The following is a 22585-nucleotide window of genomic DNA, read 5'->3' on the forward strand; positions in this document are numbered from 1 at the left end:
CCCACGCGGCACTCACCGCTTCGTCGTCTCACAGCCTTATCAGCGCACTGCTTTGGCGCTGCTGCCGTGGACCTCTCGCCTGACCCGGACCAGGAGGGACCGCGGCAAAACCTGGACGGTGAGCTGCGTGGCCTCGCCCGATGTGTCGCCGTCGAGCTGGGTGGGCATGGGTTCGGGGCACTTGATTACCACCCTGCCTGACCGGTAGACGGTCATGATGGGCAGCTTTCCGCTGTGCTTGAACATGATTTTGACGTACATCAGCAGCCAACCCAGGGCGCTGCGGGGGCTCATGACCACAACATCGAGCATGCCGTCGTCGATCATGGCCTGCGGGATGAAGTCGATGCCACCGGGAACCAGGCCGCAGTTGGCGAAAAGCACGCTGCGGATGTTCCTTATCTGCTCCGGGCTGCCGTCCAACGCAATGGACACCTTTTTGCGCCGGCCCGGAAGATGGCGAACGCCCGCCTCCGTGTACGCGAGCCAGCCCACCGCTCTCTTCAGCCCAGCGTTTGTGTCGGCCAGGACCTCGGCATCCATGCCGATTCCGGCGATCACTAGGAACACATGCTCTGAATAGTGGCCGGTCCGGGAGTTCTCGATGGCCATCCGTGCGGTGTCGATGTAGCGCTGGCGTCCAAACAGGGCTGTCTGGACGTTGCCGTGAAGGTCGTTCACATCCAGGTCCACGTTCCGCGCCAGCAGATTGCCGGTGCCCAGCGGAATCAAACCTATGGCAACGTCCGTGTGCGCCAGGGCCTCAGCCACCACGCGTACGGTGCCGTCGCCGCCGCCCACAAGGACGACGTCGGGCTTGCCGGCCAGGGCGGCCTGCATCTGGGAGAAGCCGGGATCCTCCGCCGTTGTCTCGAAAAAGACGGGCTCCTCCCATCCGGCTGCCAGGCAGGCGCGCTGGATGAGTTCCTTCGCTTCCCCGGACCGGGCCTTGATCGGATTGAGGACCACGGCCACCCGCTGTTGCGTCAGCCCCGTGTCGTAGGCTTCCCCTGCCATCGCACTGCGGACATGCAGGGCCTTGAGGCGGCGGACGCCCCACCAGCTGGATGTGGCGAAGGCAAGCGCCACCGCAATCAGCAGGTAGAGAATCCAGTCGCTCATGGTGGTTCAACAGTAGCCCGGCGCGCGGTGGGCGGGTGCACTGGGGCCGCCGCCCGCCGTCGTGCGTTGTATTGGATACCCTTGTCTGGTGATCGACGTAAAAGACCTCAGCGAAAACCCTGACAAGTACCGTGCCAGCCAGCGCGCCCGCGGCGCGGACGAATCAGTGGTGGACGCGATCATCTCCGCGAATTCCGCCCGCCGCGAGGCCCTGCTCCGCTTCGAAAACCTCCGCGCCGAGCAGAACGTGTTCGGCAAGAAGGTGGCGAAGGCCAAGGGCGAGGAGAAGCAGGCTCTGCTGGCGGAGGTCAAGGAGCTGGCCAACTCCGTCAAGGCCGCGTCTGCAGAGGCCGATGCTGCGCAGACCAAGCAGGAAGAGCTCCTGCGCACCATCCCCAACCTCATTGAAGATGGTGTTCCCGAGGGCGGCGAGGATGACTACGTGGTGGTCAAGACCGTCGGCACCCCGCGCGAATTCCCGGACTTCGAGCCCCGCGACCATCTGGAGATCGGCGAGCTGATCGGCGCAATCGACATGGAACGCGGCGCCAAGGTTTCCGGTGCCCGTTTCTACTTCCTCCGTGGCGTCGGCGCACGCCTGGAGATGGCACTGCTGCAGATGGCCATGGACCAGGCCATCGAAGCAGGTTTCGTCCCGATGATCACCCCCACGCTGGTGCGCCCGGAGACCATGCAGGGCACCGGCTTCGATGTAAAGCACGACGCCGAGATCTACCGTCTCGCCGAGGACGACCTTTACCTTGTGGGCACCTCCGAGGTGGCGCTTGCCGGGTACCACGCGGACGAAATCCTGGACTTCTCCAACGGTCCGGTCCGCTATGCCGGACAGAGCTCCTGCTACCGCCGCGAGGCCGGTTCGCACGGCAAGGACACCCGCGGCATCATCCGCGTCCACCAGTTCAACAAGGTGGAGATGTTCATCTACACCACTGTGGAAGAGGCTGCCGCCGAGCACCAGCGCCTGCTGGCCTGGGAAGAGGAGATGCTGGCCAAGTGCGAGCTGCCGTACCGGGTGATTGATACCGCTGCCGGTGACCTTGGCACCTCCGCGGCCCGCAAGTACGACTGCGAAGCGTGGGTCCCCACCCAGGGCGCCTACCGTGAGCTGACCTCCACCTCCAACTGCACCACGTTCCAGGCGCGCCGCCTGAATATCCGTGAGCGCGTGGTGAACTCCGAGGGGGTCGCCAAGGGCACGCGGGCTGTAGCCACGCTGAACGGCACCCTGGCCACCACCCGCTGGATCGTGGCGCTGCTGGAGCACCACCAGAACCCGGACGGCTCCGTCAACGTGCCCAAGGCGCTGCAGAAGTACCTGGGCGGCCTCGAGGTCCTGCCGGTCCTCTAGGGTTCTTCCCTGTTGGTGCACCCGGACCTGGACAATGCACCCTCGAACGGACAGTGCACCCCCGAGCGCGGGGGTGCGTTGTCCGTTACTGGGTGCTGGACGGTCTGTTCAGGGTATTCGGCAGACCGGCCTGACGGAGGCACGCCGTAAAGCGGGACGGGTCCGAGGCCGTTGCCCAATCCCACCTGACAACCCGGAAACCCGCCGCCCGGAGCCTGTCCTCGCGTTTCTTCTCCGCCAACACGGTTTGCCGTGCCGTCCGTGTGCCCAGGTAGTCGTCACTCAGGTACTTTGAGTCGCCGTCGAACTCGCCGATCAGCCGGTACCGCGGCCAGAAGAAATCAGTCCGGGCGAGCAATGAACCTCCCTGCCGGAACCTTGCCTGGAGCGTGGGGGCCGGGAAACCGAGAAGATGCATCTGTGCGCGGCTAAGGGATTCTCCGGCTGACTCTGAATGGGGCGAAGCGAAGTTAAGCACCTGTGCCACCCAGTCTCGGCGGGCGGCCGAGGGGAGCTGGGAGGCCGCCTGGAACAGTTCGTCCTTGCTGACCGGAGGTCCTGAAACGCGGCGGTTGCTGATTGCGTGGTCAGCCAGCACGACTCCTGCCGCGAAGCTTTCCCTCGCCAGGACGTTTATGACGGTATCGGGCAGCGGAGTGACCAGCAGGCCTCCGCGCTGGACCGACGCTGTATCCCCGCGATGCCTGTGGATGCCGTATGCGGTGAGGTGGGTGATGCCGGTTCGCCTGGATCCGTCAGGGGCCGCGGAGGTTGTTGGCTGCCTGCGGCCGGTGTGGCCCCGGGATGCCCCGGACAAGTGAACATATCCGGGCACAGCAAGGAGTTCCAAGTCCCACAGGACGGCGGCCGTGTTCAAGCAGAACGTGGATTGCGGCAGTTCCAAGTCCACGGCCCGGACCGTTTGGAGGTACCTTTCCCAGGGAGGCAGCGACACCCATTCGTCCTTCGCGGCGTAAACACCCTTGCGAACGCGGACGAGTTCACCCTGCGCATAGCGCCTGCTGAGTGACCGGGTGTCCCCGGTGGTGTGGCGAAGGTCCAGGGCGGAAATCAGGTGCATGCCACTCATCGTCGCTGGAGCATGGTCGGGGGCTGGAGGGGCCGGCCGGTGCATGTGGATAACCGGCCCCATGGAGTTCGCACCGCGAGGTGGACGATACACCGGCGCGTGCGGGGGTGTATCGTCCGTTGGCGGGTGCGCAACGAACATCCCGGCCCCGGATGTGGGAACCCGCTGTGTTAACCAACAGTTCAATAAACCTGTGGTCCGCGTCCTAGCGCGTGTCAGTTACGTCTGGTTCACTATGTGGATGACAACGCTGACTGAAACCTCAGTCGCCGGCAACGATGACCGGCGAGACAACATTCGAGACACCAACGAGAACGCCCTTGGCTTCGCCGGTGCGGACCGGAAGTTCATGGTCGCGCTGGACGTGGACGGCACCCTGGTGAACCACGACGGTCACATGTCCCCGGGTGTGCGGGAAGCGGCGCAGGCCGTGGTGGCCGCCGGGCACGAGGTGATGATCGCCACCGGCCGCTCCCTGAATGCCACGCTTCCCATCATTGAAAAGATCGGAATAGAGCGCGGGTATGCGGTCTGCTGCAACGGCGGCGTGACCCTCCGGCTGCATCCGGAACTGGAAAACGGCTACGAGGTGATCCACAAGGCCACCTTCGATCCCGCTCCCGCCCTGCGCGCGCTGCGGGAACGGCTGCCGTCCGCCAAGTACGCCCTTGAGGACGTCGACGGCAACTTCCTCTCCACCGAGCGGTTCCAGGATGCCAGCTTCGGCGTCGAGGCCGTGGGCGTGGACTTCCACACCATGCTGGAAGCCACCGCCGTGCGCGTGGTGGTCTTCAGCACCGAAAACACGCCGGAGGAGTTTACCGAGGCCATCAACCACGTGGGCCTGGCGGGAGTGACCTACTCCGTGGGGTGGACCGCGTGGCTGGACATCGCTGCGGCAGGAGTGACCAAGGCCAGCGCGCTGGAAAACCTTCGCGTGCGCCTTGGTTTTGAAGAGCACCTCACCGTTGCTGTCGGGGATGGCCGGAATGACATCGAGATGCTCACCTGGGCGGGCCGCGGTGTGGCCATGGGGCAGGCGCCGGCGGAGGTGGTGGCCGCCGCGAATGAGGTCACCCACTCAGTGCATGACGACGGCGCCGCCCACGTGCTGCGCAGCCTCCTCTAGACACCCTGCGCGTTGCTCCATCAGATACGGCACCTAAACCCCGGTTTTGCCGACCATTACTGATGGAGCAAGCGGGAATTCAGGGCCGCCGGTCGGCCAAGGCAGAATAGAGGCATGACCCTTACGACGTTTGCCCTCGTCCGCCATGGCCAGACCGATTGGAATGCCGAGCGGCGGCTGCAGGGAGCAACGGATATCCCCCTGAACGACGTCGGCCGCGGCCAGGCGAGGGACGCCGTCGCCGTCCTTGCCCCGTACGAATGGGACGCCATTGTCTCCTCGCCCCTGAGCCGGGCCGCAGAAACCGCGGACCTGATTGCCGAGGGACTGGGGCTGTCAGTGTCCCGGCGTGTCCCGGAACTCACGGAGCGCAGCTTCGGACCGGCTGAAGGAATGCAGGCCGGCCCGGAGCTGGACGCATTGCGTATTCCGGGCGGTTTCAAAGGCGCGGAAAGCGAAGAAGAGGCTGCCAACAGGGGGCTTGCCGCGCTGGAGGCCCTTGCGGAGGAGTTCCGCGGCCAGCGGCTCCTGGTGGTCACCCACGGCACCCTGCTGCGCGTGAGCCTCAGCCGGGCCATCGGCCAGACCCTGTCCAGCGTGGACAACGCCGTACTGAACCTGGCGCACCATCACGCAATCGACGGCTGGAAGCTGGAGTACTTCAACGGCGAACCCGTTATGGCGGCCACCGGCAGCTGAGGCCTATCAGCCCAACAGGCCGCAAAAGAGGGCCAAGCGCCCGCAGGCTACCGGGCCGCGAGGATCAGCGCCAGCAGCCTGGCAGCTGCCGGCCGGGCGGCATGTTCCTCGTTCCACTGCGCCCGCGCCACGGCTTTGCTGACGGCTTGGGTGGTGATGCCCAGTTCCTGTGCCACCGCTTTTTGCTGCCCCCGGACACCGGGGGTCAGCAGGTCCAGCACCCGCCATTCCGCGTCTGAGCGGTCCCGCACAATATGGCCGAGCAACCGGAGGATGGCCTCTGCGTCCTGGGCAACATCCGCCAGCGGCCCCTCCACCGCAACCGGGACCCGCTCCTTGCTGCTGCGGAGCCGGTCCACCGCCCGGCGGGCATAGACCAAACCATGGCCGGACGCGTCCTTGACCTGGTTGGGCAACGGCTCGTTCACCGGCCCCGCACCAATTCCCACGTACCAGTGCCCGCTGCGCAGCGCGATCATGGCTGCATCCACCGCCTGGTGCGGGCACTCGACGATGCCCTGGACTTCGTCCTCCACAGACCGGTCAAAATCCAGGCGCGCAGGGATGTGCCGCAGCGCCTTGAGCAGCTGCGGGACCTGGTCGCCGTCACGCCGGCTGTCCGTCTGGTTGATGGTCAGTGTGAACATTCTGGGTCCACACTACCCGGAAGTAGGAATTGCGAAACGGCCGGTAATGCAGGGCCGCGCTGCCCCATTCCTGAAACGGGAGAGGGTCCGCGTCACGTGGACGCGGACCCTCAACCGTGATTCGGCAAATGGATAAGGACCGGGCGTCAGTTCTCCTGCCCGGCTGCCCCGGTTGCCGGGAAACGCTCCCAGGCGCGGTGGGCGGCGAGCAACCCGGAGACAGCGGAGGTCACCGCAGCTGCGGAGTCTCCTGCAGCTATGCCCGCCGCGTCCTGCGGGATGCCTGCCGCGTCCAGGACAGCTGAACCCGAACCCCAGAAGCCAATGGCCTTGGCGTGGCGGTAAGCCTCAGTCAACATCAGGGCGACGCGCGGGTCCGCCCCTTCACGCGGTTCCCCGCCCTTGGCGTCCCGCCCTGCGGTGGCGTCGGGTGCGGGATGCCGTCCCCCGGCGACGATCAGTGCGTCGAACTCGGTTGACCGCGCCGTAAGGAAGGTGCGCTGCACCATCACCGAAAGCCCGTCGGAGGAAAGTGCGCCTCCCGCCGGTGCGATGACCAACGGGACCATGCCCTCGTCGTCGAGCGCTTTGCGGGCGGCTGCCACCTGGGACAGGTCGCTGGACGAGTCGGCGATGATGCCCACCACGCGGCCCGCAACCGGCCAGGCCTGGCCAATCTGGGACAGTGCCGGGCTGGGATCCTGATCCGCCACCTGTTCCGTGGCCTGGGGTGCAGGCATGCCCAGACCGGCGGCGACGGCGGCGCAAAGCCGTGCGTCAATGTTGGCCAGGGCCTGGAGCTGGCGTTCCCGGACGGGCGTCTCGAAGCATTTGCCGAGTTCGAACGTGTATGCCTGGATCACGTGGTCCTGTTCCACGGCGCTCAGGCTCCGGAAGAACAACCGGGCCTGGCTGTAGTGGTCATCGAAGGAGGCCGGATTGCGCCGTTCCTTCACGCTTTCGGCCACTGCCTGGGGCACGTCCACAAAAGCCCCCATGTCTTCCCCAGCCAGGAACGGGCACCCGCCATCCAGGGAATTGGGCCGGTACGGGGCGACCCCGGCATGGACCGCCGTCTGATGCATGCCATCGCGGAGCATGTCGTTGACCGGTGCGTGCGGCCGGTTGATGGGGATCTGGGCGAAGTTTGGGCCGCCAAGGCGCGAGATCTGGGTGTCCAGGTAGGAAAACAGGCGGACCTGCAGCAAGGGATCGTTAGTGACATCGATTCCCGGCACCAGGTGACCCGGATGGAAGGCCACCTGCTCGGTCTCGGCAAAGAAGTTGGTGGGGTTGGCATTGAGGGTCATGAGCCCGATCGGCTGCACCGGCGCCAGTTCCTCAGGGACGAACTTGGTGGGGTCCAGGAGATCGATGCCCTCGAACATCTGGTCCTCTGTGTCCGGGAACGTCTGGATGCCCAGCTCCCATTCAGGGTAGGCGCCGGCCTCGATGGCGTCGGCAAGATCGCGCCGGTGGAAGTCCGGGTCCATGCCGTTGATGATTTGGGCTTCTTCCCAGACCAGGGAGTGCACGCCCTGTTTGGGCTTCCAGTGGAACTTCACCAGGGTGGTGTCGCCGGTGGCGTTGGTGAGCCGGAATGTGTGGACGCCGAAGCCTTCCATGGTCCGGTAGGACCGGGGGATGCCGCGGTCGGACATGTTCCACATGGTGTGGGCCTGCGCCTCAGTGTGCAGCGAAACGAAGTCCCAGAAGGTGTCGTGGGCGCTTTGGGCCTGGGGAATTTCCCGGTCCGGATGGGGCTTGGCCGCGTGGACGATGTCCGGGAACTTGATGCCGTCCTGGATGAAGAACACGGGAATGTTGTTTCCCACGAGGTCGTAGGTGCCCTCATCGGTGTAGAACTTGGTGGAGAACCCGCGGGTGTCCCTGACGGCGTCCGCGGATCCCCGGGACCCGAGCACGGTGGAGAACCGGACAAACACCGGAGTTTCAACGTCCGGGGCCAGGAACCCGGCACGCGTGACCTTCGAAGCGCTGCCGTAGGAACGGAACACACCGTGCGCTCCGGCGCCCCGGGCGTGGACAACGCGCTCCGGGATCCGCTCGTGGTCAAAGTGGGTGATCTTTTCGCGCAGGTGATGGTCCTGCAGCAGGATGGGGCCGCGGGCGCCGGCCTTCAGGGAGTGGTCCGTGTCCTGCAGGCGAAGCCCCTGGGCCGTGGTCAGGTACTGGCCGGACTGGGCGCGTGCCCCGGCCGGCGCCCCGGTGGGGCTTCCCGTGGGGGACACCGCCTCAGGACTGCGCTGGTCCGGTTTCGGGGGCAACGGCTCGCGCGGGGTGGTGGGCTCTTCACGTGCCGGAGGTTCACTGGACGGAACTCCGGGAATCACAACGTCGTCTTCGGCTGGCATATCTGGTCTCCCCGCAGTAGATTTTCCCAGCCCCGCCGAGCGGAAGCTAAGCTTGCTTACTACCCTACATGCCGCCCGCAGCGATGCCGCAAGAGCGGGAAAGCGCGACGGCGGGGGTTGCCTGCCTGCCCCTCCATCTGTTGCGATGGGGGAACGGCCGCCTGCAGCGGCACACCCGACGTGAGGATGGTTATGCCCGGCAGCGCTGGACAGAATGAACGGCGGCAGGAAGACATGCGGCAGGACGGGCTGGGGCAGGACGAACTTAGCCTCGTCGACAAATGGTGGCGGGCCGCCAACTATCTTTCGGTAGGGCAGATCTACCTGCGGTCCAACCCGCTGCTGCGCGAACCGCTGCAGGCTGAGGACACCAAGTCCCGCCTGCTCGGGCACTGGGGCACCACGCCCGGACTCAACTTCGTCTACGCCCACCTGAACCGCGTGATCCGCCGCGACTCCCTGGAGATGCTCTTTGTTGCCGGTCCCGGCCATGGCGGTCCCGCCGTCGTCGCCAATGCCTGGCTGGAAGGAACGTATTCCGAAATCTACGGCCATGTGGGCAATGACGAGGCCGGCCTGGCCGAACTGTTCCGGCAGTTCTCCTACCCCGGTGGCATCCCAAGCCATGCGGCCCCGGAAAGCCCCGGCTCCATCAGCGAAGGCGGCGAACTGGGATACTCCCTGGCCCATGCCTACGGCTCGGTATTTGACAACCCGCAGCTGGTCACGGCGGTGGTGATCGGCGACGGCGAGGCAGAAACCGGGCCGCTGGCGGCCAGCTGGCATTCCCACAACTTCCTGGACCCAGCCGTGGACGGCGCCGTCCTGCCCATCCTGCACCTGAACGGCTACAAGATCGCCAACCCCACCGTCCTGGCCCGGATGCCGCAGGACCAGCTGGAGCAGCTGCTGCGCGGGTACGGCCATGAGCCGTACTTCGTTACCGTCACGGACCCGGACAACACGGAGCAGGCGCACCGCGATTTCGCCGGCGTCCTGGACCAGTGCCTGGCGGACATCAAGGCCATTCAGGACACCCACCGGCAGGACGCATCCGGTGAGGATTCCGGCGAGGACGCCGCGCACCGCTGGCCAATGATCGTCCTGCGCTCGCCCAAGGGCTGGACCGGGCCCCGAACCGTGGACGGGCTGCAGGTGGAAGGCACGTGGCGGGCACACCAGGTGCCGCTGTCGGAGGTGCGCACCAACGGCGAGCACCTGAAACAGCTGGAGGAGTGGCTGCAGTCCTACCGGCCGGAGGAATTGTTCGACGGCGACGGCCGGCTCCGTGCCGACGTCGCGAAAGGAGCGCCCACCGGCGATTTCCGCATGAGTGCCACCCCGCATGCCAACGGCGGACTGCTGAGGCGCGCGCTGAAACTGCCCGCCTACCGGGACCACGCCGTCGAGGTCCCCAACGCCGGCATCGACAGGGTCAGCCCTATGGTCACGCTCGGTTCCTGGATGCGGGACGTGATCGCGCAGAACATGGAGAACTTCCGGCTGTTCGGGCCGGACGAGACGGCATCCAACCGGCTGCAGAACGTCTACGAGGTCACCGACAAGGTGTGGCAGTACCGGATTGACGACGTCGACGAGCACCTGGCGCGCTCCGGCCGTGTCCTGGAGGTGCTGAGCGAGCACCTGTGCCAGGGCTGGCTCGAGGGGTACCTCCTCACTGGCCGGCACGGGGTGTTCAACTGCTACGAAGCCTTCGTCCACATTGTCGACTCCATGTTCAACCAGCACGCCAAATGGCTGAAGGTTTCCCGCAAGCTGCACTGGCGCCAGCCGGTGCCATCGTTGAACTACCTGCTGTCGTCGCACGTGTGGCAGCAGGACCACAACGGGTTCTCGCACCAGGACCCCGGCTTCATCGACCACGCCGTCAACAAGAAGGCCGAGGTCATCCGGGTGTACCTGCCGCCGGACGCCAACACCCTGCTCTCCGTCATGGAGCACTGCCTGGCCTCCACCGACTACGTGAACATCGTGGTCAGCGGCAAGCAGCCCTCGCCCACCTGGCTCGGCCCCGCCGACGCCGCCAACCATTGCCACCGCGGCCTGGGGATCTGGACGTTCGCCGGCTCTGAGGTGCCCGGCGAGGAGCCCGACGTCGTGCTGGCCTGCGCCGGTGACGTGCCCACCGTGGAGACGGTGGCAGCCGCCGAACTGCTCCGCGAGGGCGCCCCCGGCCTCAAGGTCCGCGTGGTCAACGTGGTGGACCTGATGCGGCTGCAGGACGAAAGCGAGCACCCGCACGGCCTGCCTGCCCATGACTTTGACGGCATCTTCACCGCGGACAAGCCCGTCATCTTTGCCTACCACGGCTATCCCGCACTGATCCACCGGCTGGCGTACCGGCGCACCAACCAGCAGGGCCTGCACGTGCACGGATACAAGGAGGAGGGGACCACCACCACGCCATTCGATATGGCCATGCTTAACGGCATCGACCGCTTTACCCTGGCAATCGACGCGATCGACCGCGTGCCCGGTCTGGCGGAAAAGCACTCGCTGCTGCGTCAGGACCTGCAGGACCGCCGCAACCGTGCCCGCGAGCACACCCGGACCCACGGTGAGGACCCGGAGGAGATCCGGAACTGGAAGCTGGGGCACTCCGGCGCATAGCCGGCCCACTTAGCCCGGGAGCTCTTCCAGAGTGCAGGACGGGAGGTGGATCCAGCCTTCGCTGCGTGCCGCCCTGGCATGGGACCCGTCCGGCAAAAGGGTACGACGGCGGGCGGCGGCCCGGGCGGTGAGGGAGGCTATGACGGCGTCGAACAGGTCGTCCGAAGCGGCCAGGCTTTCCCGGTGTCCGGCAAGGTCCAGCCATGGCGCCTGCTCTTCGAGGGCAGCCAGCAGGAGGCCGAGGCGTTCGGCTTCGGGGACGCCGCGGCCCTTGTAGCCGCGGCCGTTGAGGCCCCAGATCTTCAGCGATGCGGCCGGGTACACCTCGGCAAGGCGGCCGGAGCCGTCCCGTGGCTGTGGGCCGTGCAGCGCGGCAATCTTTGCCTGGATCACTGCGCAGCGCATCGCCGGGTGTGCCAGCCGGTCCGCGGAGACGCTCAGCGGGATCAGCCCGGTCTGGCGGGTGACGAAGCGCTCGGTGTCGCGGTAGGCAAGGAGCCTTCGGCCGGCAATCCCGTCGTACTCCAGGACGGGGCCGGCATCGAAGTCCAGGTGTCCGGTGAGGAACGGGATCAGCGCGTCGGGCCAGCCCACAGGACAGTCCACGCCGGTCATCTCGCAGGAGCCGAACAGCTCCACGATGTCCTGGTCAGTCACGTCGAGTGCCAGGTGGACCAGCTGCACGGAACCCTGGCCCCATTCGATGACGGCCACCGCAGTCTTTTTGGTGGCCGCCGCCAGGTCCACGCCGAGGGTTTTGACTGCCTGTCAGACCCGCCTGTAACGCAGCGCGCCGTCAACGGCTCCCGCTTCGCCGAGATCATCGCCGCGGGCGAAGCCGGCCCACAGGGCCCGCACGGACCGGCCTGTCATGTCCACGTCCTCCCAGCGGGCGCCGTCGATCAGGCCCACGCCGTCCCAGGTCTTCCTGGTGCCGAGCAGCAGCGGCAGGTCGACGGTGTGCGCTGCACCAAAAATATTGCCGGGTGCGTGCCAGGTCAGGAGGTAGCGGTGGGCCTTTCCGCCCGCCTTGGCGTGGCGACGGGCAAACCGGCGGATTGCCCGGCCGTACACGGTTTCGGTGACCACCCAGTCGATGGCGCGCACGGCGTGTGGTCCCACCACAGGGACACCCGCCAGGCGCATCAGGCGCGGACTGCGGGGGAGGAACAGCCGGGCCTCCTCCGAGGTATGGCCGATCAGCACCTCGATGGCCGGTGCCGTCCGGTCCCATGCCGCTTCGATATCGGATTCCGCCGGGAGGGGGTCGTGACCGTACTGGGTGCCGAAAGGCATGGCGGCCAGCATGCCGAACTTTTTGGCCACCTGGGTGACCCGCTCCTCGAGCGCCACCACGTCCATGGCCGGTGTCTGTTCGGTGACGGATTCGGCGGCAATTCCCATGGCGTGATTCATCTTGGCGCGCCCCCGGGTGATGCCCAGCGGTGCGCTCTGGATGATGGCTCGCTGGAAGAGGGTGGGCGCTTCCGGAGTGGCCATCAGGTGTGCAATGGCGTCGCCGCCGGCGGACTGGCCGAAGGCGGTGACCCATCCGGGGTCCCCGCCAAAGGCTGCGATGTTCCGCTGCACCCACCGGAACGCCTCAAGCTGGTCCAGGAGCCCCAGGTTGCCGGGCCGCCCGCGGGGTGTTGCCAGGAACCCGAACAGCCCCAGCCGGTAGGTCACGGAGACCACGATCACGCGGTTCTCGGCCACCAGCCGGGCAGGGTCGAAGATGGCCAGGTCGCCGGATCCCGTGGTGTATGAGCCGCCGTGGATCCAGACCATGACGGGCAGCTTTTCGTCCGGGGTGAGGTCGGCCGGCATGGTGATGGAGAGGTTCTGGCAGTCCTCGCTGCCCGGAAGTTCCCCGTATCGGGTGCCCAGGACGTCGTCGAGGAAGGGGACAGGCGCCTGCGGGCAGGCAGGGGAGGGGGACGTGGCGGACAGTTCGGAGGTCCAGTCCTGGGCCGGGGCGGGCGGCTGGAACCGTGCAGCTGTGGCATACGGGATGCCGGTGGCGCGGATAACGTCGCCGTCCCGCCAGCCGGCGACAGGCCCGCACGGAGGATTGAACGAAGGCTCGGAAGTCACAGGCCAACGATTCCACAGATTCACGATGGCCGGACAACAGAAATCCCCGCCTCCCGGACCTTTCCCCGGCGCATAACGCGGGGTTTGGTCCAGGAGGCGGGGATTCTTGGCGTAGGCCGCGCTGAGGCGGCCCGCCTGGAAAACTAGTGGCCGGTGGGCACGTAACGCTTGATGGAGGCTTCCAGTTCGGCCTCGGCGGCGGCGCGGTCGCCCCAGCCCTCGGCCTTGACCCACTTGCCCGGCTCCAGGTCCTTGTAGCGCGTGAAGAAGTGCTCGATTTCCTTGATCAGGAATTCGTTGACGTCGCTGACTTCCTGGATGTGGTCAAAGCGGGCATCCACCGGAACGCAGAGGATCTTGGCATCTCCGCCGCCGTCGTCGGTCATGTTGAAGACGCCGATGGGGCGGGACTCCACGATGACGCCGGGGTGCAGGTCGAAGTCCTGCAGGAGCACCAGTGCGTCCAGCGGATCGCCGTCCTCGCCGAGGGTGTTCTCGAAGTACCCGTAGTGCGTGGGGTACTGCATGGAGGTGAAGAGGACGCGGTCCAGGCGGACGCGGCCGGTCTCGTGGTCAACTTCGTACTTGACGCGCGATCCCTTGGGGATCTCGATGGTGACGTCGTGCTTCATGGAATGCTCCTCGGCAATTGCAGGGGGTGCGCGGCACACTTGACGGGCCCACAAAAAAGAGTGTCGGTGCCGCCGACTACTATTGAGGATATAGCGAGAGGCCCTGGAATCAGGAACTTGTGGGGATATTTCAGGACTTGAGGACCAGCACCAGCATGACCAAAACAACCGGCCGGGAACCGTTGAGCGCGCATCGCTCCGGGCCCCGCGGCGGCCTCGGCCAGGTCCCGGGGGAAGGGCCGCGCAGGCCCTGGCCGCTGGTCCTGGCGGCATTGCTCCTGCTCGTCCTGGCCGTCCCGGGAGCCCTGCTGGTGGCCCCCGGCTTCATCGGCCCCGACGCTCCTCAACCTAAACCGGCGCCCCCTGCCTGGCAGCAGGCCCCCGCCACCCTCTCCGCCCCGCAGGTTCTTGCCCCGCTCCAGGCGTCCGCCCCGGTGCCGCTCCAGGCAGCGGTGACGGCCCAGGTGGAGCCTGCGTTAAAGGTCGACGGCGGCGGTACTTTCACCGGTATGGTGCAGGACGCACTCACGGGCCAGGTCCTCTTCGACCGGGGAGGGGCAGAAAGCCGGGTGCCGGCGTCGAACCTTAAGCTGCTGACGGCGGTGGCCGCGCTGCGCACCCTGGGGCCGGACCATCGTTTCACCACCAAAGTTGTCCCCGGCACCGCCGCCGGGCAGGTGGTGCTGGTGGGCGGCGGCGACGTGCTCCTGGCGGCGGGGGAGTCGCAGCCGGAACAGGTTATGGGCCACGCCGGCCTGGCCACCCTGGCCGCCCTCACGGCGCAGGCCCTGCAGGCAGCGGGCATCACGGGAGATATCAAGGTTTTGGTGGATGACTCCCTCTTCACAGGGCCGGCGCTGAATCCCAACTGGCAGAGCGGCGACGTGGAAGCCGGTGAGATAGCCCCGCTGTACCCCCTGGCCCTCAACTCTGCGCGCCTCAATCCGGCCGTCACCACCGGTCCCCGGCCCCAGGATGCAGCCATGGCCGCCGCGGCGGAGTTCGAAGCCCGGCTCCGTGCGGCAGGTGCCGGGGCGGGGCTCACGGTGGCGGCCGGCGTCGAACGTTCACCAGGGCCTTCCCAACCCAACACCGCAGCGCTGGCGGCCGTTGAATCGGCCACCGTGGCAGAGCAGGTGAACCTGATGCTGCAGGTTTCGGACAACTACCTGGCCGAAACCATGGGGCGGATGGCCGCTGTGGCCACCGGACGGCCAGGGAGCAACGACGGCGCCACGGCTGTGGTCTCCGCCGAGCTTGCCGCAGCCGGCATACCCACCGACTCGGTGAAGCTGGCGGATGTGTGCGGACTGGCCATGGGCAACCAGGTTTCGGCCCGCCAGTTCACGGAGGTGGTGCGGGCCATCACCACCGGGCCGGACACCAGGCTTCGAGCCGCCCTGGACGGCTTTCCGGTGGGCGGACTCTCCGGAACCCTGGAGACGCGCTACGGGGACGCCACCACCTCCGGCGGCGCGGGCCTGGTCCGCGCCAAGACCGGGACGCTGAATTCCGTGCTGGCACTGAGCGGGTACGTCGTGGACGCAGATGGGCGGCTCCTGGTTTTCTCCTTCATCGGCAACGGCCTGACGCCTGGCGCCGCCGGCAACAAGGAAGCCCTGGACCGGGCCGCCACGGCGCTGGCAGGCTGCGGCTGCCGCTAACCCGAATTGCAGCGGCGGGCACCCCTGCTGCTGGTACTACCGGGCCTGGATGCCCAGCAGCGCAGCCATGACGACGGCGGCAAGCACCGACGCCCAGCCCTTGCGCGGGCCTGCGGTCAGGGGAGGAACGGGACGGTAGGGGATCATGACGGCCTCCTTCTTGGGCGGATTCTTCCTGTCCTCCCACAGTGTGCGCCCGGACTGGGACAGGACTTTCGCCCTCCTGTGCGGCGGCTGTGCAAGTTCGCCGGTCAGCGAACTTAAGGACGATCCCCGGCCTGCTGTGTTCTGATGGGAACCATGGAGTCCACTGCGCGCGAGTCCGCATCGACGTTGTCCCCAACAGCCCAGTCCCTGATCAACTGGGACCTCGCTGCTTCCGCCGCAGCGCGGCTGGCTCCCGCCGGGCCCGTGCTCGACGAAAAGGCCATCGGCGAGGCGGTGGACAGTCTTCGCCGGCTGGCGGATGCGTCTGTTCCGCACGTCCACGAAATCACCGGACTGGAGGCGGCGCGGGACCTCCGCGATTCCTCGGTGCTGGTGGTGGACCGGGCGTCTTGGGCCAAGGCCAACACCCAGAGCTTCGCGGTGATGCTCAAGCCTGCCATGCAGAAGATGCTGGACAGCCGCCACGGAACCCTCAGCCCCGCCGCCGCCCAGGTCAGCGGCGCCATCACCGGCAGCCAATTGGGCGCCGTGCTTGCCTTCCTGTCCAGCAAGGTCCTGGGCCAGTACGATCCCTTTGCGGCGCTGTCGGAAAACTCGTCGGCCCCCGCGGCCGGCAGGCTCCTGCTGGTGGCCCCCAATATCGTTTCAGTGGAGCGCGAGCTCAACGTCACGCCGGAGGATTTCCGGCTCTGGGTCTGCCTGCACGAGCAAACCCACCGTGTCCAGTTCGCGGCAGCGCCCTGGCTGCGGCACCACATGCTGGAACAGATCGATGAACTCAGCGGCCACCTCCTGGGCAACGTCGACACCCTGATGGAGCGCGCCACCGCCGCTGCCCGCTCCCTGAAGGACCGCTCCGCCACCGGAAATACGCCCGGCCGCGGCGCCATCCTGGACCTGCTGCAGGATCCTGAGGAAAAGGCTGCCATCTCGCACCTCACCGCGGTGATGAGCCTGCTGGAAGGGCATGCGAACGTGGTGATGGACGCTGTCGACGCCAGCATTGTCCCTTCCGTGAAGACCATCCGGCAGCGGTTCAACGACCGCGGCAAGGACCGCGGGGTCATCGAGAAGTTCATCCGCAGCCTCCTGGGCCTGGACGCCAAGATGCGCCAGTACTCCGATGGCGCCCGATTCGTCCGCGCCGTGGTGGAGGTGGCCGGAATGGAGGGCTTCAACAAGGTTTGGGAATCGGTGGACCACCTGCCCACCGAGCCTGAGATCCACGACGCCAAGCTGTGGCTTGAGCGGATGGGGCTCTGATTGGCGGACGCCCCGGTGCCCGGAACACCGCTGCCCGGAACACCCCTGTCCGGCGCACCCCTGCCTGACTTCCCATCCGCCGGCGCCGTGGGGACACGCAGCGGACGACGCCGGCCCGGAAGGCTGGCACCCGTCGTCGGGACCGCCCGCAAAATGCTGCAAAACGCGTTGGCCGACGCCGGATATCCCCGCCACGTCCTGGTGGCGTGCAGCGGGGGGCCTGACTCGCTGGCACTTGCCGCCGTCGCAGCGTACTTTGCGCGGCGCGGCCACGTGGACGGGCGTCCGCTGACCGTGGGTGCCGTGGTGGTAAACCACCAACTGCAGGAGGGGTCTGCGGACGTTGCCGCCCGCACTGCCAGGACACTGCAGGAACTGGGCCTCTCGCCCGTGGAAATCCGCACGGTGACGGTGGCCGGTGCGGGCATGGGACCTGAGGCCGCAGCGCGCGAAGCCCGGCATGCGGCGCTCGAGGCGGCCGCTGAGGCACAGGGCGCGGACGCCATCCTGCTGGGCCATACCCTCGATGACCAGGCGGAGCAGGTACTGCTGGGCCTGGCCCGGGGCTCCGGGTCACGCTCCCTCGCCGGCATGCGCCCCGCCCGGGCCGGTGCCGGAAACAGTGTCCTCCTGCGGCCGTTCCTCGGCCTGCGCAGGGCGGACACCGAGGAGATCTGCGCTGTGGAGGAACTGGATCCCTGGCACGATCCCACCAACACCGATCCCGCGTTCGCGCGCTCCCGGACCCGTGTGGAGGTGCTCCCGCACCTCGAGGAGAACCTTGGCCCCGGCGTCGCCGAGTCCCTGGCCCGGACCGCCGCCATCCTGCAGCTGGACGCCGACTACCTGGAGGCTGTGGCGGAAAGCACCTTCGCATCCCTTGTGGAGCGCGACGGCGGCACGCTGGCGCTGCCTGAGGAGGCCTTGCGTGCCCTGGCCCCGGCCATCAGGTTCCGGGTGATCGCAAAGGCAGCGGCCGACGTCGGCGGGCAGCAGCCCAGCTACCAGCGCCTTTTGGCGGCGGAGGCGCTGTTGCGGCGGCAGGGTTCGGCCGGACCGGTGGAGCTTCCCGGCAACGTCAGCGTGTACCGGTTGTCGCTAACGCAGCTGGAGGGATCGAAGGCTGCGGGTGTGCCCGGGGCGGAGGGCGGCCCCGGTTCCGTTCCCCGCGAACCGGCGCGCTGTGGGAAGCTAGTATTCCGGTCTCAAAAACCGCCCGCAAAATAGTCGCACCCCGCATCTAAACAGGAGCCATTGGTGGATTCAAACGACGTCCAGGCAGATCTCAAGCACGTTCTCTACACCAAGGAGCAGATCCAGCAGCGGATCAGCGAGCTCGCTGCGCAGATCGACAAGGACTACGAAGGGCGCGAGATCCTCCTTGTGGGTGTGCTGAAGGGCGCCGTGATGGTCATGGCCGACCTTGCCCGTGCACTTCACAGCCACATCTCCATGGACTGGATGGCCGTGTCCTCCTACGGTTCGGGCACGCAGTCCTCCGGAGTGGTGCGCATCCTGAAGGACCTGGACACCGACCTGATGGGCAAGGATGTCCTGATCGTCGAGGACATCATCGATTCCGGCCTTACCCTGTCCTGGCTCAAGACCAACCTGGAATCCCGCGGTACCGCCTCGGTGGAGATCTGCACGGCGTTCCGCAAGCCCACCGCCGCCAAGGTGGAAATCGACGTCAAGTACGTCGGCTACGACATCCCCAATGAATTCGTGGTGGGCTACGGCCTGGACTACGCCGAAAAGTACCGCAACCTTGACTTCGTGGGAACCCTGGCCCCGCACGTCTACGAGTAAGCCGCGCGGCACGCTCCACCACCGCCGTGCCCCGGCAAAACCCCGCCACGCAGGCAGCTCCTGCGCTGTCCCCGCGCAGCTACGCCCACAGGGAACTTTTGCTTTTCGCTATGCGTGATGTACTCCGGACGGTGTATAGCTAGAAGCTGACGCAGCACCATCACGCGCGCAGACTACTCGCCGTGAAGCACTACCGGAAGGGACGGGGCCAGCCCCCGAACAGATGAAAGCTAAGAACTTCTTCAAAGGCCCGGGCATCTGGATCGTCGTTGTGGTCGGTCTGCTCCTCGTGGCTTTTGCAACGCTCGCCCCCGGCGGTGCGGCCCGGATCGATACCGACAAGGGCCTGGAACTGCTCTCCGGCAACAAGGTGGAGCAGGCCAAGATCTTCGACGGCGAAAACCGCGTTGACCTCACGCTGAAGGACAACCTGCAGCTGGAGGGGCAGGACAAGGGCAAGAGCGTCCAGTTCTTCTTCGTTGATGCCCGCGCGCAGGACGTGGTGAAGGCTGTCACCGACGCCAAGCCGGCCCAGGGCTTCACTGACCAGCCGATCGAAAGCAACTGGTTCTCCGGCCTGCTCTCCCTCCTGATCCCGGTCATCCTGCTGGGCGCCCTCTTCTGGTTCCTGATGACCCGCATGCAGGGCGGCGGCTCCAAGATCATGCAGTTCGGCAAGTCCAAGGCCAAGATGGTCAGCAAGGACATGCCGCAGGTGACCTTCGCGGACGTGGCCGGCTCCGACGAGGCCGTGGAGGAACTGCAGGAGATCAAGGAATTCCTGCAGGAACCGGCCAAGTTCCAGGCTGTTGGCGCCAAGATCCCCAAGGGCGTGCTGCTCTACGGCCCTCCAGGTACCGGTAAAACCCTGCTGGCCCGCGCGGTGGCCGGTGAGGCAGGCGTCCCCTTCTTCTCCATCTCCGGCTCGGACTTCGTGGAAATGTTCGTCGGCGTCGGCGCCTCCCGCGTCCGCGACCTCTTTGAACAGGCCAAGGCCAACTCGCCCGCCATCATCTTCGTCGACGAGATCGACGCCGTCGGCCGCCACCGCGGTGCAGGCATCGGCGGCGGCAACGACGAACGCGAGCAGACCCTCAACCAGCTGCTGGTTGAAATGGACGGCTTCGACGTGAAAACCAACGTCATCCTCATCGCCGCCACCAACCGGCCCGACGTCCTGGACCCGGCACTGCTGCGTCCCGGCCGCTTCGACCGCCAGATCGGCGTGGACGCACCGGACCTGATCGGCCGCGACCAAATCCTGCAGGTGCACGCCAAGGGTAAGCCGATGGCGCCCGGTGTGGACCTGAAGGCCGTGGCCAAGAAGACCCCCGGCTACACCGGTGCCGATCTCGCCAACGTCCTCAACGAGGCTGCGCTGCTCACCGCCCGCTCCAACGCCAACCTGATCGACGACCGCGCCCTGGACGAAGCCATTGACCGCGTCATGGCCGGCCCGCAGAAGCGCAGCCGGGTCATGAAGGAACACGAGCGCAAGATCACCGCGTACCACGAAGGCGGCCACGCCCTGGTGGCGGCGGCCCTCCGCAACTCCGCTCCGGTCACCAAGATCACCATCCTCCCGCGCGGCCGGGCCCTGGGCTATACCATGGTGGTTCCGGAAAACGACAAGTACTCCGTGACCCGAAATGAGCTCCTGGACCAGATGGCCTATGCCATGGGCGGCCGCGTGGCCGAGGAGATCGTGTTCCACGATCCGTCCACCGGCGCCTCCAACGACATCGAGAAGGCAACCGGCACGGCCCGCAAGATGGTCACCGAATACGGCATGAGCGAACGCGTCGGCGCGGTCCGCCTCGGCCAGGGCGGCGGTGAACCCTTCCTGGGCCGCGACGCAGGCCACGAGCGCAACTACTCGGACCAGATCGCCTACGTCGTGGACGAGGAAGTGCGCCGCCTGATTGAGCAGGCCCACGATGAGGCCTACGAGATCCTCACCGAAAACCGGGACGTCCTGGACCTCCTGGCCTTGGAGTTGCTGGAGCGCGAAACGCTGAACCAAGCCGAGATCGCCGACATCTTCAGGGACGTCCGCAAGCGTGACTTCCGCGAGGTGTGGCTGTCCAAGGAGACCCGCCCGGTCCAGATGGCAGGCCCGGTGGAGAGCCGCCAGGAGCGCGCCGAGCGCGAGGCGCAGGAGGAAGCCAAGAAGGCCCGGATGGATGAGCCGCTGGACGCCCAGCCCCCTCATTCGCAGGGCGTTCCGGAAGACGCTCCGTTTCACGGCGGCACCCCCGACTCGGGGCCTGACACCCTTCGCGGCTAAGCTTTCCCTGTGACTTCTTTCGACGACGACGACGTTCCCGCCTCCGCCGTACCTCTGGCGGAGGACGGTTCCCACCATTCGAAACACGAAAAGGTGGACCGGCCGAGGATCGAGGCGGCCGTCCGTGAGATCCTCCTTGCCATCGGCGAGGACCCGGACCGCGGCGGCCTCCTCGACACCCCGAAAAGGGTGGCCAAGGCGTACGCCGAAATGTTCGCGGGACTGCACCGCGACCCCGCGGAGGTCCTGTCCACCACCTTTGACCTGGACCATGAGGAACTGGTCCTGGTCAAGGACATCCCGTTCTACTCCACGTGCGAGCACCACCTGGTGCCGTTCCACGGGGTGGCCCATGTTGGCTACATCCCCTCGCACGATGGCAAAGTTACCGGGCTGAGCAAGCTGGCCCGCCTGGTGGACATCTATGCCCGCCGCCCGCAGGTGCAGGAGCGGCTCACCACTGAAATCGTCGAAGCGATGGTCCGCCACCTCAAACCCCGTGGTGCCATCGTCGTCGTTGAATGCGAACACATGTGCATGTCGATGCGCGGTATCCGCAAGCCCGGAGCGAAGACCGTCACCAGTGCGGTCCGCGGGCAGCTTCATGACCCGGCCACCCGTGCCGAAGCCATGAGCCTCATCCTCGGAAGGTAACAACAGACCATGGATTCACTCGCTGCAGCCCCTGGAACGGGGCCCGCAACCTCCCCGCTGCCCATCCTGCGCAAGCCCCGCCCGGCGGCGCGCTTCGCGGACCTGCCCACTGGCCGCACCCTGGTCATGGGAATCCTGAACGTCACGCCGGACTCCTTCAGTGACGGCGGAAAGCACGCCACGGCAGACACTGCCATCGCTGCCGGCCTGCGGATGTTCTACGCGGGCGCCGACATCATCGACGTCGGGGGTGAATCCACCCGGCCCGGGGCTGACGATGTGACCCCGGACGAGGAACAGCGCCGCGTCCTGCCCGTGATCGAGGCCCTGGTGAAGGCAGGGGCACTGGTCAGCATCGACACCACCCACGCCTCGACGGCTGCAGCAGCGGTAAAGGCCGGCGCAGCAATCATCAATGACATCTCCGGCCTGAGCATCGAGCCCGAAATGGCCGAGTTCGTGGCGGCCTCCAAGGTGCCGTACGTGCTCACCCACCGCCGCGGGGACGCGCGCACCATGAACTCGCTTGCCGAATACTCGGATGTTGCCGGGGAAGTGGTGGCGGAGCTGGCAGGAGTGCGGGACAAGCTGTACGCCGCCGGTGTCAGCCAGGAACAGATCATCATCGACCCGGGCCTGGGGTTCGCCAAGAACGACGCCCAGAACTGGGAACTGCTGCAGAACCTGGACCGGCTGGACAGCCTGGGCCACAAGGTCCTGGTGGGCGCCTCCCGCAAACGTTTCCTCGGCACCCTGCTCACCGTTGCCGGCAAGGCCGCCGCCCCCGAGGAACGCGATGCTGCCACGGCGGCCATCACCGCCATCAGCGCGTACCGCGGGGCCTGGGCGGTCCGCGTGCACGAGGTTGGATCCAGCCTTGACGCCGTCAAGGTTGCTGCACGCATGGCCGCAGCGTCCCCGGCACAAGCCGCCGTACCCCAAAAACAATAGG

General features: G+C 66.8%; 18 protein-coding genes. 11 read left to right on the plus strand and 7 right to left on the minus strand.

Features of this window, described 5'->3' with window-relative positions; translation table 11 throughout:
- Positions 1 to 39: 39 nt before the first annotated feature.
- Positions 40 to 1122, minus strand: a complete 1083-nt coding sequence (locus tag ASG86_RS04080) for a diacylglycerol/lipid kinase family protein (protein WP_056330622.1) — start codon at positions 1120 to 1122, stop codon at positions 40 to 42.
- A gap of 88 nt (positions 1123 to 1210) precedes the next feature.
- Here ASG86_RS04080 and serS point away from each other — a divergent pair, with 88 nt between their 5' ends.
- Positions 1211 to 2491: a serine--tRNA ligase gene (serS, locus tag ASG86_RS04085; protein WP_056330626.1), complete on the plus strand. Its 1281-nt coding sequence runs from the start codon at positions 1211 to 1213 to the stop codon at positions 2489 to 2491.
- A gap of 85 nt (positions 2492 to 2576) precedes the next feature.
- Here the strand turns inward: serS and ASG86_RS04090 are convergent, their stop codons facing one another.
- Entirely contained in the window at positions 2577 to 3572 is a 996-nt protein-coding gene (locus ASG86_RS04090) for a hypothetical protein (RefSeq protein ID WP_156386118.1), read from the minus strand.
- 250 nt (positions 3573 to 3822) lie between these two features.
- On the opposite strand from ASG86_RS04090, the gene ASG86_RS04095 reads away from it, so the two are divergent.
- Both ASG86_RS04095 and ASG86_RS04100 read left to right on the plus strand, forming a co-directional pair.
- Positions 3823 to 4710 (plus strand): HAD family hydrolase, encoded by an 888-nt coding sequence (locus ASG86_RS04095; RefSeq protein ID WP_056330710.1) that lies wholly within the window; start codon positions 3823 to 3825, stop codon positions 4708 to 4710.
- A 114-nt stretch (positions 4711 to 4824) separates the two neighbouring features.
- Positions 4825 to 5409, plus strand: coding sequence for a histidine phosphatase family protein (locus ASG86_RS04100; RefSeq protein ID WP_056330632.1), 585 nt, complete (start codon positions 4825 to 4827; stop codon positions 5407 to 5409).
- A gap of 47 nt (positions 5410 to 5456) precedes the next feature.
- On the opposite strand, the gene ASG86_RS04105 is transcribed toward ASG86_RS04100, so the two are convergent.
- Positions 5457 to 6056, minus strand: coding sequence for a hypothetical protein (locus ASG86_RS04105; protein WP_056330634.1), 600 nt, complete (start codon positions 6054 to 6056; stop codon positions 5457 to 5459).
- Between the two features lie 146 nt (positions 6057 to 6202).
- Positions 6203 to 8431, minus strand: coding sequence for a catalase (locus tag ASG86_RS04110; protein WP_056330637.1), 2229 nt, complete (start codon positions 8429 to 8431; stop codon positions 6203 to 6205).
- 234 nt (positions 8432 to 8665) lie between these two features.
- Here ASG86_RS04110 and ASG86_RS04115 point away from each other — a divergent pair, with 234 nt between their 5' ends.
- A complete protein-coding gene (locus tag ASG86_RS04115) occupies positions 8666 to 11062 on the plus strand; it encodes a phosphoketolase family protein (RefSeq protein WP_235565090.1) in 2397 nt (798 codons plus the stop codon).
- Between the two features lie 9 nt (positions 11063 to 11071).
- Here the strand turns inward: ASG86_RS04115 and ASG86_RS04120 are convergent, their stop codons facing one another.
- The 3 genes from ASG86_RS04120 to ASG86_RS04130 form a co-directional block, all read right to left on the minus strand.
- Positions 11072 to 11809 (minus strand): DUF429 domain-containing protein, encoded by a 738-nt coding sequence (locus tag ASG86_RS04120; RefSeq protein ID WP_056330643.1) that lies wholly within the window; start codon positions 11807 to 11809, stop codon positions 11072 to 11074.
- 21 nt (positions 11810 to 11830) lie between these two features.
- The gene (locus tag ASG86_RS04125; protein ID WP_056330647.1) at positions 11831 to 13156 is read right to left on the minus strand and encodes a carboxylesterase family protein; all 1326 of its coding nucleotides are present in this window, start codon (positions 13154 to 13156) and stop codon (positions 11831 to 11833) included.
- 143 nt (positions 13157 to 13299) lie between these two features.
- Positions 13300 to 13788 carry an inorganic diphosphatase gene (locus ASG86_RS04130; protein WP_018762663.1) on the minus strand — a complete coding sequence of 163 codons (489 nt, stop codon included), beginning with the start codon at positions 13786 to 13788 and terminating at the stop codon, positions 13300 to 13302.
- Between the two features lie 155 nt (positions 13789 to 13943).
- Between ASG86_RS04130 and dacB the strand changes: the two genes are divergently transcribed.
- The 7 genes from dacB to folP all read left to right on the plus strand — a co-directional run bounded on the left by dacB (position 13944) and on the right by folP (position 22584).
- Positions 13944 to 15452, plus strand: coding sequence for a D-alanyl-D-alanine carboxypeptidase/D-alanyl-D-alanine endopeptidase (gene dacB, locus ASG86_RS04135; RefSeq protein WP_082566664.1), 1509 nt, complete (start codon positions 13944 to 13946; stop codon positions 15450 to 15452).
- A 300-nt stretch (positions 15453 to 15752) separates the two neighbouring features.
- Positions 15753 to 16883 (plus strand): zinc-dependent metalloprotease, encoded by a 1131-nt coding sequence (locus tag ASG86_RS04140; protein ID WP_056330715.1) that lies wholly within the window; start codon positions 15753 to 15755, stop codon positions 16881 to 16883.
- A 153-nt stretch (positions 16884 to 17036) separates the two neighbouring features.
- Entirely contained in the window at positions 17037 to 18110 is a 1074-nt protein-coding gene (gene tilS / locus ASG86_RS04145; RefSeq protein WP_200946145.1) for a tRNA lysidine(34) synthetase TilS, read from the plus strand.
- Positions 18111 to 18140: 30 nt separating this feature from the next.
- A complete protein-coding gene (gene hpt, locus ASG86_RS04150) occupies positions 18141 to 18692 on the plus strand; it encodes a hypoxanthine phosphoribosyltransferase (RefSeq protein WP_056330651.1) in 552 nt (183 codons plus the stop codon).
- Between the two features lie 223 nt (positions 18693 to 18915).
- On the plus strand, positions 18916 to 20979 hold the full coding sequence (gene ftsH / locus ASG86_RS04155) for an ATP-dependent zinc metalloprotease FtsH (protein WP_056330654.1): 2064 nt from the start codon (positions 18916 to 18918) through the stop codon (positions 20977 to 20979).
- 9 nt (positions 20980 to 20988) lie between these two features.
- On the plus strand, positions 20989 to 21633 hold the full coding sequence (gene folE / locus ASG86_RS04160) for a GTP cyclohydrolase I FolE (RefSeq protein ID WP_056330657.1): 645 nt from the start codon (positions 20989 to 20991) through the stop codon (positions 21631 to 21633).
- Between the two features lie 9 nt (positions 21634 to 21642).
- Complete coding sequence (gene folP, locus ASG86_RS04165) at positions 21643 to 22584, plus strand: dihydropteroate synthase (protein ID WP_056330660.1); 942 nt, start codon at positions 21643 to 21645, stop codon at positions 22582 to 22584.
- The last annotated feature ends 1 nt before the right edge of the window (position 22585 follow it).

It is taken from the genome of Arthrobacter sp. Soil764 (assembly GCF_001428075.1).
Taxonomy (GTDB): Bacteria; Actinomycetota; Actinomycetes; order Actinomycetales; family Micrococcaceae; genus Arthrobacter.